Annotated in this window: 15 protein-coding genes; 7 read left to right on the top strand and 8 right to left on the bottom strand. The window is 58.3% G+C overall.

Features of this window, described 5'->3' with window-relative positions:
- The first annotated feature begins 1 nt into the window (after position 1).
- Genes pdxA through apaH form a run of 4 tightly spaced genes read left to right on the top strand, consistent with a single transcriptional unit; the run spans position 2 to position 3,042 of the window.
- Positions 2-991, top strand: coding sequence for a 4-hydroxythreonine-4-phosphate dehydrogenase PdxA (pdxA, locus tag N438_RS16790; protein WP_012542876.1), 990 nt, complete (start codon positions 2-4; stop codon positions 989-991).
- Entirely contained in the window at positions 988-1,809 is an 822-nt protein-coding gene (gene rsmA / locus N438_RS16785) for a 16S rRNA (adenine(1518)-N(6)/adenine(1519)-N(6))-dimethyltransferase RsmA (protein ID WP_008807474.1), read from the top strand. Before pdxA ends, rsmA begins: the two co-directional genes overlap by 4 nt.
- 2 nt (positions 1,810-1,811) lie before the next feature.
- Positions 1,812-2,189 (top strand): Co2+/Mg2+ efflux protein ApaG, encoded by a 378-nt coding sequence (gene apaG, locus N438_RS16780; protein ID WP_016160282.1) that lies wholly within the window; start codon positions 1,812-1,814, stop codon positions 2,187-2,189.
- A 4-nt stretch (positions 2,190-2,193) separates the two neighbouring features.
- Positions 2,194-3,042 carry a bis(5'-nucleosyl)-tetraphosphatase (symmetrical) ApaH gene (gene apaH / locus N438_RS16775; RefSeq protein WP_008807475.1) on the top strand — a complete coding sequence of 283 codons (849 nt, stop codon included), beginning with the start codon at positions 2,194-2,196 and terminating at the stop codon, positions 3,040-3,042.
- Between the two features lie 292 nt (positions 3,043-3,334).
- On the opposite strand, the gene folA is transcribed toward apaH, so the two are convergent.
- From folA to N438_RS16735, 6 genes are all read right to left on the bottom strand, one after another.
- A complete protein-coding gene (gene folA / locus N438_RS16765) occupies positions 3,335-3,814 on the bottom strand; it encodes a type 3 dihydrofolate reductase (RefSeq protein WP_008807476.1) in 480 nt (159 codons plus the stop codon).
- Positions 3,815-3,988: 174 nt separating this feature from the next.
- Complete coding sequence (kefC, locus tag N438_RS16755; protein ID WP_032732495.1) at positions 3,989-5,854, bottom strand: glutathione-regulated potassium-efflux system protein KefC; 1,866 nt, start codon at positions 5,852-5,854, stop codon at positions 3,989-3,991.
- Positions 5,847-6,380, bottom strand: coding sequence for a glutathione-regulated potassium-efflux system oxidoreductase KefF (gene kefF, locus N438_RS16750; RefSeq protein WP_008807478.1), 534 nt, complete (start codon positions 6,378-6,380; stop codon positions 5,847-5,849). Before kefF ends, kefC begins: the two co-directional genes overlap by 8 nt.
- A gap of 95 nt (positions 6,381-6,475) precedes the next feature.
- Positions 6,476-7,780 (bottom strand): MFS transporter, encoded by a 1,305-nt coding sequence (locus N438_RS16745; RefSeq protein WP_008807479.1) that lies wholly within the window; start codon positions 7,778-7,780, stop codon positions 6,476-6,478.
- A 70-nt stretch (positions 7,781-7,850) separates the two neighbouring features.
- Complete coding sequence (locus N438_RS16740) at positions 7,851-8,801, bottom strand: 2-hydroxyacid dehydrogenase (RefSeq protein WP_022066144.1); 951 nt, start codon at positions 8,799-8,801, stop codon at positions 7,851-7,853.
- Between the two features lie 210 nt (positions 8,802-9,011).
- Positions 9,012-10,004, bottom strand: a complete 993-nt coding sequence (locus tag N438_RS16735; RefSeq protein ID WP_008807481.1) for a LacI family DNA-binding transcriptional regulator — start codon at positions 10,002-10,004, stop codon at positions 9,012-9,014.
- Between the two features lie 236 nt (positions 10,005-10,240).
- Between N438_RS16735 and idnO the strand changes: the two genes are divergently transcribed.
- From idnO to N438_RS16720, 3 genes are read left to right on the top strand one after another with little or no spacing between them, the layout of a single operon-like run.
- A complete protein-coding gene (gene idnO / locus N438_RS16730; protein ID WP_008807482.1) occupies positions 10,241-11,005 on the top strand; it encodes a gluconate 5-dehydrogenase in 765 nt (254 codons plus the stop codon).
- Between the two features lie 15 nt (positions 11,006-11,020).
- A complete protein-coding gene (locus N438_RS16725) occupies positions 11,021-11,551 on the top strand; it encodes a gluconokinase (protein WP_016160279.1) in 531 nt (176 codons plus the stop codon).
- Positions 11,548-12,015, top strand: coding sequence for a YhcH/YjgK/YiaL family protein (locus N438_RS16720; protein ID WP_008807484.1), 468 nt, complete (start codon positions 11,548-11,550; stop codon positions 12,013-12,015). Before N438_RS16725 ends, N438_RS16720 begins: the two co-directional genes overlap by 4 nt.
- Positions 12,016-12,062: 47 nt before the next feature.
- On the opposite strand, the gene N438_RS16715 is transcribed toward N438_RS16720, so the two are convergent.
- Positions 12,063-12,296, bottom strand: coding sequence for a YgdI/YgdR family lipoprotein (locus N438_RS16715; RefSeq protein WP_002888059.1), 234 nt, complete (start codon positions 12,294-12,296; stop codon positions 12,063-12,065).
- A 167-nt stretch (positions 12,297-12,463) separates the two neighbouring features.
- Positions 12,464-15,688, bottom strand: a complete 3,225-nt coding sequence (carB, locus tag N438_RS16710) for a carbamoyl-phosphate synthase large subunit (RefSeq protein WP_008807485.1) — start codon at positions 15,686-15,688, stop codon at positions 12,464-12,466.
- Positions 15,689-15,698 lie beyond the last annotated feature (10 nt).

Here is a 15,698-nt window from a genome sequence, read left to right as displayed (position 1 = left end):
GATGCCTGAAATCCGTAAAGTTGTCATCACTCCCGGCGAACCCGCCGGGATTGGCCCTGACCTGGTCGTGCAGCTTGCCCAGCGCGACTGGCCAGTTGAGCTGGTGATCTGCGCCGACGGCGCCTTGTTAACTGACCGAGCCCAGCGGCTCGGTCTTCCTTTATCTCTCCTCCCATACGATCCTGCGCAACCGCCCGTTCCGCAGCGCGCCGGTACGCTGACGCTGCTTAACGTACCGCTGAACGTCCCGGCGGAACCCGGCGTGCTGAACGTGCAAAACGGCGCCTATGTCGTGGAAACGCTGGCGCGCGCTTGCGACGGCTGCCTTAGCGGCGAATTTGCAGCGTTAGTGACCGGCCCGGTGCACAAAGGCAACATCAACGACGCCGGCATCGCCTTCACCGGTCATACCGAGTTCTTCGAAGAGCGCGCGAAGGCCAGCAAAGTGGTGATGATGCTGGCGACCGAGGAGCTGCGGGTGGCGCTGGTGACGACCCATCTGCCGTTGAAAGCCATCAGCGAAGCAATAACGCCCGAGCTGCTGCGCGAGATCATCACCATTCTCGATCACGATCTGCGCACGAAATTTGGCATTGCCCAGCCGCATGTGCTGGTTTGCGGGCTTAACCCGCACGCTGGCGAAGGCGGCCATATGGGAACGGAAGAGATAGACACCATTATTCCGGTGCTGGAAGAGATGCGCGCGAAGGGGATGAACCTCAGCGGTCCGCTGCCGGCAGACACCCTCTTTCAGCCCAAATACCTTGACCATGCCGATGCGGTACTCGCGATGTACCACGATCAGGGCCTGCCCGTGCTAAAATACCAGGGCTTTGGCCGTGGCGTGAACATTACGCTCGGTTTACCTTTTATTCGTACCTCCGTCGACCACGGCACCGCACTGGAATTAGCGGGTCAGGGAAAAGCGGACGTCGGCAGTTTTATCACGGCGCTTAATCTCGCCATCAAAATGATTGTTAATACCCAATGAATAATCGAGTCCATCAGGGCCATTTAGCCCGTAAACGCTTCGGGCAGAACTTCCTCAACGATCAGTTTGTGATCGACAGCATCGTCTCGGCGATTAATCCGCAGAAAGGCCAGGCGATGGTTGAAATCGGCCCGGGTCTCGCCGCGCTGACCGAACCGGTCGGCGAACGTCTTGACCAGCTGACCGTTATCGAACTGGACCGCGATCTGGCGGCTCGCCTGCAGACGCACCCGTTCCTCGGACCGAAGCTGACCATCTATCAGCAGGATGCGATGACCATGAACTTCGGCGAACTGGCGGAGAAAATGGGCCAGCCGCTGCGCGTCTTCGGCAACCTGCCGTACAATATCTCGACGCCGCTAATGTTCCATCTGTTCAGCTATACTGATGCCATTGCCGATATGCACTTTATGCTGCAGAAAGAAGTGGTCAATCGTCTGGTTGCCGGGCCGAACAGTAAGGCGTATGGTCGGTTAAGCGTGATGGCGCAATATTATTGCCAGGTGATCCCGGTACTCGAAGTGCCGCCGAGCGCGTTTACCCCGCCGCCTAAGGTTGACTCCGCGGTGGTTCGCCTGGTGCCGCACCGCACCATGCCGTATCCGGTAAAAGAGGTCCGGGTACTGAGCCGCATCACCACCGAAGCCTTCAACCAGCGCCGTAAGACCATCCGCAATAGTCTCGGCAATCTGTTTAGCGTTGAAGTGTTGACCGAGCTGGGCGTCGACCCGGCAGTGCGTGCGGAAAATATTTCTGTAGAGCAGTACTGTAAGATGGCCAACTGGTTATCCAACAATCTGCCTTCGAAGGAGAGCTAACCATGATTAATTCGCCTCGTGTTTGCGTTCAGGTGCAAAGCGTCTATATCGAATCGCAGTCTTCTCCGGAAGAAGAGCGTTACGTCTTCGCTTATACCGTCACCATTCGCAATCTGGGGCGGAGTCAGGTTCAGCTGCTTGGCCGCTACTGGCTCATCACTAACGGCCACGGTCGTGAGACTGAAGTTCAGGGTGAAGGGGTGGTCGGCGAGCAACCACATATTCCCGCTGGCGGTGAATATCAATATACCAGCGGCGCGGTCATCGAAACGCCGCTGGGAACCATGCAGGGTCATTATGAGATGATCGATATCGACGGCTCGCCGTTCCGTATCGAGATCCCTGTGTTCCGTCTCGCAGTTCCAACGCTCATTCATTAAAACAATGTCAACATACCTTATTGGCGACGTTCACGGTTGCTACGATGAACTGATCGCATTATTAGCGCAGGTTGAATTCGACCCGAGTACCGATACGCTATGGCTGACCGGCGATCTGGTGGCCCGTGGCCCGGGGTCGCTGGAGGTCCTGCGCTATGTCAAATCTCTGGGCGACAGTGTGCGACTGGTGCTGGGCAACCATGATCTCCACCTGCTGGCCGTCTTCGCCGGTATCAGCCGTAACAAGCCGAAGGATCGTCTGAAATCCCTGCTGGAAGCCCCGGATGCCGACGAGCTGCTCAACTGGTTGCGTCGCCAGCCGCTGCTGCAGGTGGATGAAGAGAAAAAGCTGGTGATGGCCCACGCGGGCATCACGCCGCAGTGGGATCTGGAGACCGCCCAGCAGTGCGCGCGCGATGTAGAAGCGGTGCTCTCCAGCGACTCCTACCCTTTCTTCCTCGATGCCATGTATGGCGATATGCCGAATCACTGGAGCAACGAGCTGAGCGGTCTGGCGCGCCTGCGCTTTATCTCTAATGCTTTTACCCGCATGCGCTACTGCTTCCCCAACGGCCAGCTGGATATGTATTCGAAAGAGGCGCCCGAGGACGCCCCAGCGCCGCTGAAGCCGTGGTTTGCCATTCCTGGCCCGGTCAGCAATGCCTACAGCATTGCCTTTGGCCACTGGGCTTCACTGGAGGGACGCGGTACGCCGGAGGGGATTTACGCCCTGGATACGGGCTGCTGCTGGGGCGGGGAACTCACCTGCCTGCGCTGGGAAGATAAGCAGTACTTCACCCAGCCGTCGAACCGCCAGAAAAGCCTCGACGAAGGCGAAGCCGTCGCGTCCTGAGTCTTCCCGGATGGCGGCGCGTTGCGCCTTATCCGGGCTACATTGCCTTGCGATTTGTCGCCCCGGGCAAGAACGGCGGGCGCGGAGCCACTTTTGTGTCGGGTGGCGGCTCACGCCTTACCCGACCTACATTTCCTTGCGATTTGTCGCCCGGACAGCGCTCCCGAAAGACGAAGCCTGCGACGGGGAACATGACGAGATACTGAGTGCGCCTTCGTCGCGGAATTCACGCAAAAGAAAACCCCGGTCACGCCAGGCGCGACCGGGGTTTTTTCATTGCTATCCTTCCCGCTTAACGGCGTTCGAGGATCTCAAAGCAGTAGCTGTGGGAGTTCTGCGCGTCAGCGTCATGAAACTCGCTGAACACCGACTCCCACTCGTCCGGGTCGTAATCCGGGAAATGGGTATCGCCTTCCACTTCCGCATCAATGTGCGTCAGATAGAGCTTATGCGCTTTCGGCAGGAACTGCTCATAAACGCGGCCGCCGCCAATCACCATAATCTCTTCCACATCGCCGCAGGCAGCAATCGCTTCCTCCACTGAGGAGACCCACTGCACGCGATCGTCGCTGCCGGGTTTGCTGCTGATCACGATATTTTTACGCCCCGGCAACGGGCGCCCAATGGATTCCCAGGTCAGACGCCCCATCACCACCGGCTTATTTAACGTGTTGCGTTTGAACCAGGCGAGATCGGCAGGCAGGTTCCATGGCATGGCGTTTTCCATACCAATGACGCGATCTACCGCTAACGCCGCAATCAGACTGATCATTCATTCATTCCCGAGTGCAAAAAATTGTCGCCACTATACGGAAAGCGTACTACTTCGTCGACTGGCCGGAAGGTAAAGAATAAGAAAATTTTCTGATTTGCTGGCAAGCCCACGTTCACACCGTGGGCCGCCAGAACCGGTTCTAAACGGAAAACAAAATGTTACTGACGAGCGTCAGGCTGAGGGCTTATTTTCCGGCTCATCGGCAATATCCCCGGAGTGCCTGCCCTCTTCCGTCCCCTGCCAGCCGTGACGCTGCACCAGCGACAGATGATGACGATCTTCGTTGATGATGCCGGTGAGCATATCGCTGGTCCGCTTGAAGACCGCCACCCGCGACGCCGCGTCGTTTTCCGCCATCGCCACCATCTCTTCGACCATCTGCAGGTTGAAGCGACGGAACAGATCGGCCCGCTCGCGGGCTTCATAGGCGCCGAGTCCCAGCGCCTCCAGCGTCATTCGGCCGGACTTCAGCGCCGCCTCGAAGGTTTCACGCTCCGGCGCCTCGACGCCAGCCTGGCGCAGCTTGATGTAATGATCGACATCGCGGGCGCGGGAGATGATCTGCAGATGCGGAAAATGCTCTTTTACCCTTTCCACCAGCTCAAGGCTGACGTGCGGATCGTCTATGGCATTGATCAGTACTTCCGCCTTTTCGGCGCCGGCCGATTCCAGCAGGTCGACCCGGGTGGCATCGCCGTAGAAAACCTTCATATCAAATTTGCGCAAGGTATCAACATGATCCGGGTCGTGATCGAGGATAACCATCTTCACCCCGCTGGAGAGCAACAGTCGCCCGGCAATCTGCCCGAAGCGGCCAAAGCCGGCAACAATCACCCGCGGCTGCTCTTCATCAATCTCGTCAGCATCCCGCGCCTGGCCGCTGGCCGATTTCTCCAGACGGGTCAGCAGGACCAGCAAGACCGGCGTTGCCGCCATCGACAGCGCCACCGCCAGGGTCAGCGCCTTAGCCCATTCGCCGTCCAGCACATCCGCCATCCGCGCGGCGCCAAAGACCACAAACGCGAACTCGCTTCCCTGCCCCAGCAGCACCGCAAACCAGCGGCGCTGGGCGCGTGGCACGCCCAGCGGCCTGGCGATAAGCCACAGCATCAGCATTTTTATCGCCAGGAAACCGACCAGCAAAATAACGATACGCAGCGGATGGGTCACGAGAGTGCCGAAGTCAATCGACATGCCGACGCCGATAAAGAACAGCCCCAGCAGCAGCCCTTTAAACGGCTCGATATCGCTCTCCAGCGCATGACGATACTCGGAGCTGGCCAGCAGCACCCCGGCGAGAAACGCCCCCATCGCCATCGACAGCCCGACTTCCTCCAGCAGCAATCCAAAGCCGAAGACCAGGAACAGCGCCACGGCGCTGAACACTTCGCGCAGGCCGGAACGGGCGACAAAGCGCAGCAGCGGACGGGTCAGATAGCGCCCCAGGGCCACCACCAGCGCCAGCGCCGCGGCCACCTTCAGCGCGGAGAGGGCAAACGCCACCAGCGAGGTGGCGCCGCCGCTGGCCGCCAGCAGGGGGATCATCGCCACCAGCGGGATCGCCGCGATATCCTGGAACAGCAGCACCGCGAAGGCGCTGCGCCCCATCTGCGATACCGTCAGATTGCGCTCATTCATCGCCTGCATGGCGATCGCGGTTGAGGAGAGCGCCAGGGTCATGCCTATCAGCTCGGCCACCTGCCAGCGCAGGCCCAGCAGCATGCAGAACAGACCGATCAATACCCCGCAGGCTACCATCTGCAGCGCGCCGCCGCCGAACACCGAGGCGCGTAGCTTCCACAGCCGCTGCGGATCCAGCTCCAGACCAATCACGAACAGCATCAGCACCACGCCGATCTCGGCAAAGTGCAGAATCGCCTCGGCGTCAGTCACCAGCCGCAGCCCCCACGGGCCGATAATACAGCCAGCGATCAGATAGCCCAGCACCGACCCCAGCCCCAGGCGGACGGCGATGGGCACAATCAGCGCCGCGGCGCCCAGGTAAATCAGCGCTTGTATCAGCGTATGGCTATCCATTCTGGTGTGCCTCCTGCCAGTCGATTAAGCGTTGACGATAATGGCGGGCCTGCGCCTGCAGCGTTTCGTCATCGCAGATAAAAGTGCAGTGCATGGCGAACGGCGGCAGCCATTTCATTCCGCAGTAAAGCGCGGTTGCCTGCAACGGCTGCGCCAGCACCGGAAAACCGGGGAATGAGCCGATGTCGAAGTGGCTTTCACCGCCGCCGGTGGTCACCGCCCACATCAGCGATTTACCGCGCAGGGCAATACCGTTGTGACCATAGGCCCAGCCGTGCGCCAACACTTTGTCCATCCACAGCTTCAGCAGCGGCGGTACGCTATACCACTGCATAGGGTGCTGCCAGATAACCAGATCGGCACGGGCCAGCGCCGCCTGCTCGGCGGCGACATCGATATTAAAGTCGGGATAGAGTTGATAGAGGGAGCGTATCTCTACGCCTTCAAGCGTCCCTGCCTGTTCAAGCATTCGCTTATTCGCATGAGAATGCTGCGGATAAGGATGCGCATAAATTATCAGAATCATTGATTGGCCTGCGTTTGCTCTTGTCGTAATCAGCAAGAGTGTAGACAGTTAAGCGAACCGCTTACAATGATAACTGTGATTTATGTCGCGGGGGTTTACGCATTTCGGGGTTGCTTCTTGATCGCCACATCAGAATCGCTGTCGACCAGATCGCATTGCTTCGGTAGCAGAAAGGTCATTGTGCCGGCGATAATCAACGAACCGGCCAGGGCGCAGACCGCCACATTCTGTCCGTAGAGATACATCATCACGCCCACCAGATAGGGGCCACAGAATCCGCCGAGGTTGCCCAGGCCATTGATCACCCCGCGTGCGCTGCCCGCCACCTCCGGCGAAGCGATACGCCCCGGCATCGACCAGAACGGACTGGTAGCCGATTTGAGAAAGAAGCCGCAGATCACCAGCGCGATATAGGCCGCCACCATGTGGTCGCGCAGCACCACCGACGCCACCAGCGCTGCCGCAAAACTGTAGAGCGAGAAGCGAACCCACAGACGACGCTTACCGCTGTGGTCGCTGAACAACGAAATCACATAGATCCCGGCCAGCGTGGCGACAAACGGCAGCACCGCCAGGAAGCCAACGCTGGCCATGTTGCCGCCGGTTAACCCCTTCAGAATGGTCGGCAGCCACAACGTGTAGCCATAATCCCCGGTCTGGTAGAAAAAATTGAGGATCACCAGCTTCATCAGTCCGGCATTACCAAACACATCCTTCACCGGGGCCTTGCTGACTGGGGCTTCGGCCTGCTTCGCCGCACGCTCGGCGGCCAGGGTGGTCACCAGATAGTCACGCTCGCGGGCGGGCAACCAGTGGGCCTCTTGCGGACGGTCGCTGATCATAAACCACCACACGACCAGCACCACCAGCGACAACAGCCCTTCGATGATAAACAGCCAGCGCCAGTCAAGCGCCGCAATAATGGCGCCGGAGACCGGCGCGGTGAGCATGCCGCCGAGCGGGGCAAACATCATCACAAACGCGTTCGCGCGACCCAGCTCTTTTTCCGGAAACCAATTGCTGACCATGGTCAGCACTACCGGCAGCATTCCCCCTTCCGAAACCCCGAGAATAAATCGCAGCACCAGCAGTTGATATTGATGAGTCACAAACCCTGTCGCCACGGAAACGATAGCCCAGGCTACCAGCGACCAGGCAATAAATTTTTTACCGCTGCCGTTAACCGCAATTCGCCCACCGGGAATTTGCAAAAATAAATAACCAATAAAAAAGATACCACTGGCCACGCCGGCCATTTGGCTGGTAATGCCTAAATCGGCCTCCATGCCGCCTGGCAGGGCAAAGCTAATATTAACCCGGTCCATAAATGACATAATGCAGGCAATTAACACCGGCACAATGATACGCAGCCAACGGGTGCTGGGAATTTTCTCGTTCATATATTTGCACTCTCTATGCAGAGGTTATTGTTTTGATTGAGATCGCGCGGGTACAGAAATAAAAAGCTAATTAATCGATAGCGTTTGGCAGCGCTGCGCCGGCAAACCAGGCGGCGACGTTAGCAAAAACCACTTCGCTCATTTTCTGTCGTGTTTCCTGCGTGGCGCTGGCGACATGCGGCTGCAGCACCACGTTATCGAGGGCGATCAGCGCCGCCGGGACCTGGGGTTCCTGTTCGAAAACATCGAGCCCGGCCCCGGCGATAACGCCGTTTTGTAACGCGTGGATCAACGCCTTTTCATCCACCAGCGAACCGCGGGCAATATTGATAAGCCAGGCATGCGCCGGCATCACGTTAAACACCGAGGCGTCGATGATGCCGCGGTTCGCCTCGCCGCCGGATGCGGCAATCACCAGAAAATCGCTCTCATGCGCCAGGGTATGCAGGTCGGCACACCACTGATAATCGAGGCCCGCTATCTTTTTACGGTCGGTATACAGCACCTGCATATCAAAACCCCGCGCCCGGCGGGCGATCGCCTGGCCAATATTCCCCATACCCAGCAGGCCAATACGCTTCCCGCTGACCTGAGTCGCCAACGGCATACCACCGCTCAGCCAGCGTCCCTCGCGGACAAAGCGATCGCCCTGACAGAGCTGACGGGAACCGGCCAGCAGCAGCCCCATCGCCAGGTCAGCGACATCATTCGTCAACACCCCGGAGGTGATGGTGACGGCAATTTGCCGCGAGCGGGCATACGCCAGATCCACCGCATCGGTACCGACGCCGAAGATGGCAATCAGCCCAGCCTGAGGCAGCAACTCAAGGACGCTGTTTGCTACGCCGACGTCGCCGCGAGTGACCACGACGGCAATGTTCTCTCCTTGCTCACGCAGAAAGGCGATCGGATCGTCCTGCTCGTAGAGACGCAGCAGCGGGAAATGCTCCGCCAGCTGCCGCTGCAGGGTTTCAATTACGGGGGCCACTAAAAGGACGGCGCGGGGAATAACACTCTTCATCAGATCACCTGTTTGACGTTTGGTTACGACGGTAGCCACTATCAAACGGGTTTTTATCGGGGGATTTTGCGATCTGTATCACGCTGAATCGTGTTAAAAATGCGTGTTACCGGACGCGTGATCGTGAAGACAAAACGGCGACCAGACAGGCGATGGACCGCGCGCGCATTAACCTTTCGCTAACACGCGGCAGGCGCTGGCTGATGGACGTTAAATCGTTTCGCCCATCGACAGGCGGTAGTGGAGATCCACTTTTTCAATGGTGGGCAGTCCTTTGATTTTCTTTATTAAAATCTCTGTCGCCACCTTACCCATCTCGAAGCGCGGCGTCAGGACGCTGGCCAGCCGGGGAGAGACGATCTGGCCGATCTCCAGGCCATGAAAGCCCGCGATAGCCAGCTCCTGGGGCACGCTGATACCGGACGCCAGGCACTCCTGTAACACGCCCACCGCCAGGTCGTCATTAGTGCACAGGATACCGTCCATATCGGCGTACATTTGCCGCGCCAGGGTCATCATGCCGGTGCCAATGGAAACCGACGAGACTTTATTCGGCGCAATGCGCCCCACCGCCAGCCCGGCATTCTCCATCGCCCGACAGTAGCCCAGATAACGCTGCTCGTCGCGGACGTCGGACATCGAGCCGAAGTAGATGATCCGTCGTTTACCGCTGGCCAGCAGCATGGTGGTCATATCGAAGCCGGCCTGGAAGTTATCGAATCCGACGTTAATGCGTCCTGGATTCTCCGCCAGCCCCATCACTTCGGCGATCGGGATCTTCGCGGCATTCAGATACTTGTCCGCCCGCAGGGAGTGCACCGACTCGGTCAGCAGCAGTCCTTTCACGTTAAACGCCAGCACGGCGGCAATCTGCTCCTCTTCACGCTGGCGATCGTAGTCGTAATTCACCACCAGCGTCTGGTAACCATGCCCGGCGGCAACAGATTCGATGCCGGCCAGCAGATCGGCAAAAATTTGATTATGAAAGGAGGGAATGAGTACGCCAATCCGCGGCACGGCGACGCTGGTCATCGCCGGATTATCCGGGTCGGGCTGATAGCCGATCTCCGCTATCACGCTGGCAATACGCTCCGCCGTCTCCGGTTTCACCTTTTCCGGGGTGCGCAAATAGCGGCTAACGGTCATCTTGGTTACGCCAGCCAGCTCGGCAATATCATGGAGAGTAATGCGTTGTGCTTTCATCTGTGTGTCCGCCAAATACCTGACTGCTTCAGGCCATTATGCCTGTCGGGGGGGCAAAAGAGAATGCCAGTCCGTAGCCGTTAACCTGTTGAGTCAGCGAGATTTACCGGCAGCGTCACGTTTAAAGTAACCCCTTTTTGTAACACGGTTCCGAGTGATCTTCATCACAGTTTCCCCCGGTAAAAATCCGTGAGATAGGGCACAGGTTTTCTTCAGCCGCTAATCAGGATATCGAGATGAACGATCTTTTCAGCTTACAAGGTAAACGCATTTTAATTACGGGCGCAGGACAGGGGATCGGTTTTGTCATGGCTCAGGGTCTGGCGCAATATGGCGCAGAAATCATTATTAATGACCTTTCTGCCCCGCGAGCGGACGATGCGGTGATGAAGCTCCGCGACGAAGGCGCCACCGCCCATGCTGCGGTATTTAACGTGACCGATGCCGAGGCCGTTGAAGAAGCCATTGCCAATATCGAAGCGCATCTTGGCCCGATTGACGTGTTATTCAATAACGCCGGGATCCAGCGCCGCCACCCGTTTACCGAATTCCCGGTGCAGGAATGGAATGACGTGATTTCAGTTAACCAGACGGCGGTATTTCTCGTCTCTCAGGCCGTCGCGAAGCGCATGGTTGACCGCCAGCAGGGAAAAATCATCAATATCTGCTCCATGCAGAGCGAGCTGGGGCGCGACACCATCACCCCCTACGCCGCCGCCAAAGGCGCGGTGAAGATGCTAACCCGCGGAATGTGCGTTGAGCTGGCGCGGCACAACATTCAGGTCAACGGCATTGCCCCGGGCTACTTTAATACGGCGATGACCCGGACGCTGGTTGAGGATAAGGCGTTTACCGACTGGTTATGCAAACGCACCCCTGCCGCCCGCTGGGGCGATCCGCAGGAGCTGGTCGGCGCTGCCGTCTTTTTATCGTCAAACGCGTCGAATTTCGTCAACGGCCATCTGCTGTTCGTTGACGGCGGCATGCTGGTCGCGGTCTGAGAGAAGGAGCGCATGATGGCAGGACAATGCATTATTTTGATGGGCGTCTCCGGAACCGGCAAATCCACCGTCGGTCAGGCATTGGCCCACGCGCTGGGAGCGAAATTTATCGACGGCGACGACCTTCATCCACGCAACAATATCGTCAAAATGGCCACCAGCCAGCCGCTGAATGATGAGGATCGTCAGCCGTGGCTGACGCGTATCGCCGACGTCATTTTCAGTCTTGAGCAGAAAAACGAGTCAGGTGTATTGGTCTGTTCCGCATTAAAAAAGCGCTATCGCGACCGCCTGCGTGAGGGGAACGCGAAGCTACGCTTCCTGTGGTTGACCGGGGATTATGACTGCATTTTGCAGCGAATGCGCCAGCGTAAAGGCCACTTTATGCCAGAAGCGTTACTGCGTAGCCAGTTTGCCGCCCTGGAGACGCCAGACGCCAGTGAAAGCGATGTTCTGGCCGTCGATATTACCCCCGACATCGCCAGTATTGTCGCTCACTCATTAACGTTACTTCATTCGCAACAACCGCAGAGGATCCCGGCATGATTATCGATACCTTAACCGCCGCCGCCGAAAATGAGCTCTATCCGCCGGTGATCCGCCAGGCGCTGCAGGCCGTGTTACAGCAACAACCGCACGCGCTGCCGCCGGGGAAATATACCGTCGAGAGTGATAATGTGTTTTTTACCGTCGTCGAAGGCCATACCCGGCCGCTGAGCGAGCAACGCCCGGAATATCATCGTCAATATCTCGACATTCACATTGTGCTGAAAGGTGAAGAGATCATCGGTGCCGGGAATAAAGGGCTGCCGGTCGTTGAAGATGGTCACTTCAACACGACGCAGGATATCGGTTTCTGTCAGGCTATCGACAGCGAAACGCTGATTCATCTCTACCCGGAAGAGCTGGCGATCCTCTTCCCTGGCGAATTACACCGCCCGATGGCCTGCCTCGAACAAGGCGCAGCGTTGCGTAAAATCGTGGTTAAAATCGATCGCGCGCTACTGTAACGCGATCGTTCGGCCCCGCACACTCCCCGCGGGGCCTGGGATAACCATTAGTTATCCAGCTCATCCATGGACTTCACCTGGTCGCGGTTAATCTGCTCCACGCGGCCGGTTTCGGCATTTTTGTATGAGACGAGGCCGGTGTCATCATCCACCTGCGGTTTGCCGCTGGTGACAATGGTCTTGCCATCGGTGGTTTTGATCGACTGATTCGATGAGCAGCCGGCCACGAACATGATTGCCGTCGCTGCCAGTGCGGATGCCACCAGAATATTGTTCCGCATTGTATCCTCCTGTCTTTTCATCAATAGGTATCGTTATGGTGCTCACTATAGTTAGCCTGACCCGACAGGTGGTTAAAAGCAGAACTCTCCGAAGATGACTGCAGCCAAAAAAAGGGCTGACGATGTCGTCAGCCCTGGTTTGTTGCTCTCCGGCCAGGCCGGCGCGCTTATTTGGTGATTTGCGCGTGCATTTCCTGAACCGAAATCACCTTCTCGGTGGCGTCAGCGTTCAGCGCCATCGCGGTGGCAAAGCCGCCGTTCAGGGTGGTGTCGTAATGCACCTTGTACTGCAGCGCGCTGCGGCGAATCAGCTTGGAGTCTTCAATCGCCTGGCGACCTGCGGTGGTGTTTATGATGTAGGTGTATTCGCCATTCTTGATACGGTCCTGAATGTGCGGACGACCTTCATGCACCTTGTTCACCAGACGCGGGTTGATACCGGCTTCGCCCAGCACAATCGCCGTACCGTGGGTCGCATCCAGCTCAAAGCCAAACTTCAGCAGCTTCGCCGCCAGGTCGACCACGCGCTCTTTGTCGCCTTCGCGAACGGAGAGCAGTGCACGGCCCTGTTTCTTCATGGTCGAGTTGCTGCCCAGCTGCGCTTTGGCGAATGCTTCCGCGAAGGTACGGCCCACGCCCATCACTTCCCCGGTAGAGCGCATTTCTGGCCCTAACAGCGGGTCAACGCCCGGGAATTTGTTGAACGGCAGAACCACCTCTTTCACCGAGTAGTACGGCGGGATGATCTCTTTGGTCACGCCCTGCTGCGCCAGCGTCTTACCGGCCATTACGCGCGCCGCGACTTTCGCCAGCGGGACGCCGGTGGCTTTGGAGACGAATGGTACGGTACGCGCCGCACGCGGGTTCACTTCAATCAGATAAACTTCGTTATCTTTCACCGCGAACTGGACGTTCATCAGGCCGCGAACCTGCAGCTCGAAAGCCAGCTTCTGCACCTGCTCGCGCATCACATCCTGAATTTCCTGGCTCAGCGTATACGCTGGCAGGGAACAGGCTGAGTCGCCGGAGTGTACGCCCGCCTGCTCGATATGCTCCATGATGCCGCCAATCAGCACCATTTCGCCGTCGCAGATGGCGTCGACATCCACTTCAATCGCGTCGTCGAGGAAGCGATCCAGCAGTACCGGTGCATCGTTGGAGACGCTAACCGCGGTCTGGAAGTAGCGGCGCAGATCCTGCTCGTCGTAAACAATTTCCATCGCCCGGCCGCCAAGCACGTAAGACGGCCGAACCACCAGTGGGTAGCCAATCTCTTTCGCTCTCTCTACCGCCTGCTCAATGGCAGTGACGGTGGCGTTCGCCGGCTGCTTCAGCTTCAGACGGTCAACCGCATGCTGGAAGCGCTCACGGTCTTCCGCGCGGTCGATAGCGTCCGGGCTGGTGCCGATAACCGGTACGCCTGCGGCTTCCAGGGCGCGCGCCAGCTTCAGCGGCGTCTGGCCGCCGTACTGGACGATAACGCCCTTCGGCTTCTCGATGCGCACGATTTCCAGCACGTCTTCCAGGGTCACCGGCTCGAAGTACAGACGGTCGGAGGTGTCATAGTCGGTAGACACGGTTTCCGGGTTACAGTTGACCATGATGGTCTCGTAACCGTCTTCGCGCAGCGCCAGAGAGGCGTGTACGCAGCAGTAGTCAAATTCGATACCCTGGCCGATACGGTTCGGGCCGCCGCCGAGGACCATGATTTTATCGCGGTCAACGGACGGGTTGGACTCACACTCTTCTTCATAAGTGGAGTACATGTAGGCGGTATCGGTGGCGAATTCGGCGGCGCAGGTGTCCACGCGCTTGTAGACCGGATGCAGGTCATACTGGTCGCGCAGCTTGCGAATTTCCGCTTCCCGCACGCCCGCCAGTTTCGCCAGACGCGCATCGGCAAAGCCTTTACGCTTCAGGGTACGCAGGAAGTCGGCGTCGAGGCCGTTGATGCCCACTTCCACCACTTTCTCTTCCAGACGCACCAGCTCTTCAATCTGCACCAGGAACCAGCGGTCGATATTGGTCAGGTTGAAGACGCCGTCTACCGAGAGGCCGGCGCGGAAGGCATCCGCGATGTACCAGATACGCTCGGCGCCAGCGTCTTTCAGCTCGCGGCGAATTTTAGTCAGCGCTTCCGGGTCGTCGAGGCTCACTTTCGGGTCGAAGCCGGTGGCGCCCACTTCCAGGCCGCGCAGCGCTTTCTGCAGCGATTCCTGCTGGGTGCGGCCAATGGCCATCACTTCGCCGACGGATTTCATCTGGGTGGTCAGACGGTCGTTCGCGCCAGCGAATTTTTCGAAGTTGAAGCGTGGAATTTTGGTGACCACGTAGTCGATGGACGGCTCGAAGGAAGCCGGAGTGCGGCCGCCGGTGATGTCGTTCATCAGCTCGTCAAGGGTGTAGCCCACTGCCAGCTTGGCCGCCACTTTAGCAATCGGGAAGCCGGTGGCTTTCGAGGCCAGCGCCGAAGAGCGGGAGACGCGCGGGTTCATTTCGATAACGATCAGGCGACCGTCTTTCGGGTTCACCGAGAACTGCACGTTAGAGCCGCCGGTTTCCACACCGATTTCACGCAGGACCGCCATCGAGGCGTTACGCATGATTTGGTATTCTTTGTCGGTCAGGGTCTGCGCCGGGGCAACGGTGATGGAGTCGCCGGTATGGATCCCCATGGCATCGAAGTTTTCAATCGAGCAGACGATGATGCAGTTGTCGTTCTTATCGCGCACCACTTCCATCTCGTACTCTTTCCAGCCGATCAGCGATTCATCGATCAGCAGTTCGTTGGTCGGAGAGAGATCCAGGCCGCGTTCGCAGATTTCTTCGAACTCTTCGCGGTTATAGGCGATACCGCCGCCGGTGCCGCCCATCGTAAAGGACGGACGGATAATGCACGGGAAGCCAACGTCGGCGGCAACCGCCAGCGCTTCTTCCATGGTGTGGGCGATGCCGGAGCGCGCGGTGTCGAGGCCGATTTTCTTCATCGCCACGTCGAAGCGACGACGGTCTTCCGCTTTATCAATCGCGTCCGCAGTGGCGCCGATCATGGTCACGCCGAACTCTGCCAGCACGCCCTGACGTTCCAGCTCCAGCGCACAGTTCAGCGCGGTCTGGCCGCCCATGGTCGGCAGCACGGCATCCGGGCGCTCTTTTTCGATAATTTTACGTACCACTTCCCAGTGAATCGGCTCGATGTAGGTCGCATCAGCCATTTCCGGGTCGGTCATGATGGTCGCCGGGTTGGAGTTCACCAGAATAACGCGGTAGCCCTCTTCACGCAGGGCTTTACAGGCCTGCGCGCCGGAGTAGTCAAACTCACACGCCTGACCGATAACAATCGGGCCCGCGCCCAGAATCAGGATACTTTTTATGTCTGTACGTTTTGGCATTGCTCTTTTA

The sequence above is a fragment of the Klebsiella sp. GL120222-02 genome (genome assembly GCF_003097195.1).
Lineage (GTDB): Bacteria > Pseudomonadota > Gammaproteobacteria > Enterobacterales > Enterobacteriaceae > Klebsiella > Klebsiella variicola.
The sequence above is the reverse complement of the archived record's forward strand: the minus strand, read 5'-3'. Positions and strand labels throughout refer to the sequence as shown.

Bases quoted from the DNA above. Each gene is read 5' to 3' on its own strand.
- pdxA (WP_012542876.1), top strand. From the start codon at position 2: ATGCCTGAAATCCGTAAAGTTGTCATCACTCCCGGCGAACCCGCCGGG.
- rsmA (WP_008807474.1), top strand. From the start codon at position 988: ATGAATAATCGAGTCCATCAGGGCCATTTAGCCCGTAAACGCTTCGGG.
- apaG (WP_016160282.1), top strand. From the start codon at position 1,812: ATGATTAATTCGCCTCGTGTTTGCGTTCAGGTGCAAAGCGTCTATATC.
- apaH (WP_008807475.1), top strand. From the start codon at position 2,194: ATGTCAACATACCTTATTGGCGACGTTCACGGTTGCTACGATGAACTG.
- folA (WP_008807476.1), bottom strand. From the start codon at position 3,814: ATGATCAGTCTGATTGCGGCGTTAGCGGTAGATCGCGTCATTGGTATG.
- kefC (WP_032732495.1), bottom strand. From the start codon at position 5,854: ATGGATAGCCATACGCTGATACAAGCGCTGATTTACCTGGGCGCCGCG.
- kefF (WP_008807478.1), bottom strand. From the start codon at position 6,380: ATGATTCTGATAATTTATGCGCATCCTTATCCGCAGCATTCTCATGCG.
- N438_RS16745 (WP_008807479.1), bottom strand. From the start codon at position 7,780: ATGAACGAGAAAATTCCCAGCACCCGTTGGCTGCGTATCATTGTGCCG.
- N438_RS16740 (WP_022066144.1), bottom strand. From the start codon at position 8,801: ATGAAGAGTGTTATTCCCCGCGCCGTCCTTTTAGTGGCCCCCGTAATT.
- N438_RS16735 (WP_008807481.1), bottom strand. From the start codon at position 10,004: ATGAAAGCACAACGCATTACTCTCCATGATATTGCCGAGCTGGCTGGC.
- idnO (WP_008807482.1), top strand. From the start codon at position 10,241: ATGAACGATCTTTTCAGCTTACAAGGTAAACGCATTTTAATTACGGGC.
- N438_RS16725 (WP_016160279.1), top strand. From the start codon at position 11,021: ATGGCAGGACAATGCATTATTTTGATGGGCGTCTCCGGAACCGGCAAA.
- N438_RS16720 (WP_008807484.1), top strand. From the start codon at position 11,548: ATGATTATCGATACCTTAACCGCCGCCGCCGAAAATGAGCTCTATCCG.
- N438_RS16715 (WP_002888059.1), bottom strand. From the start codon at position 12,296: ATGCGGAACAATATTCTGGTGGCATCCGCACTGGCAGCGACGGCAATC.
- carB (WP_008807485.1), bottom strand. From the start codon at position 15,688: ATGCCAAAACGTACAGACATAAAAAGTATCCTGATTCTGGGCGCGGGC.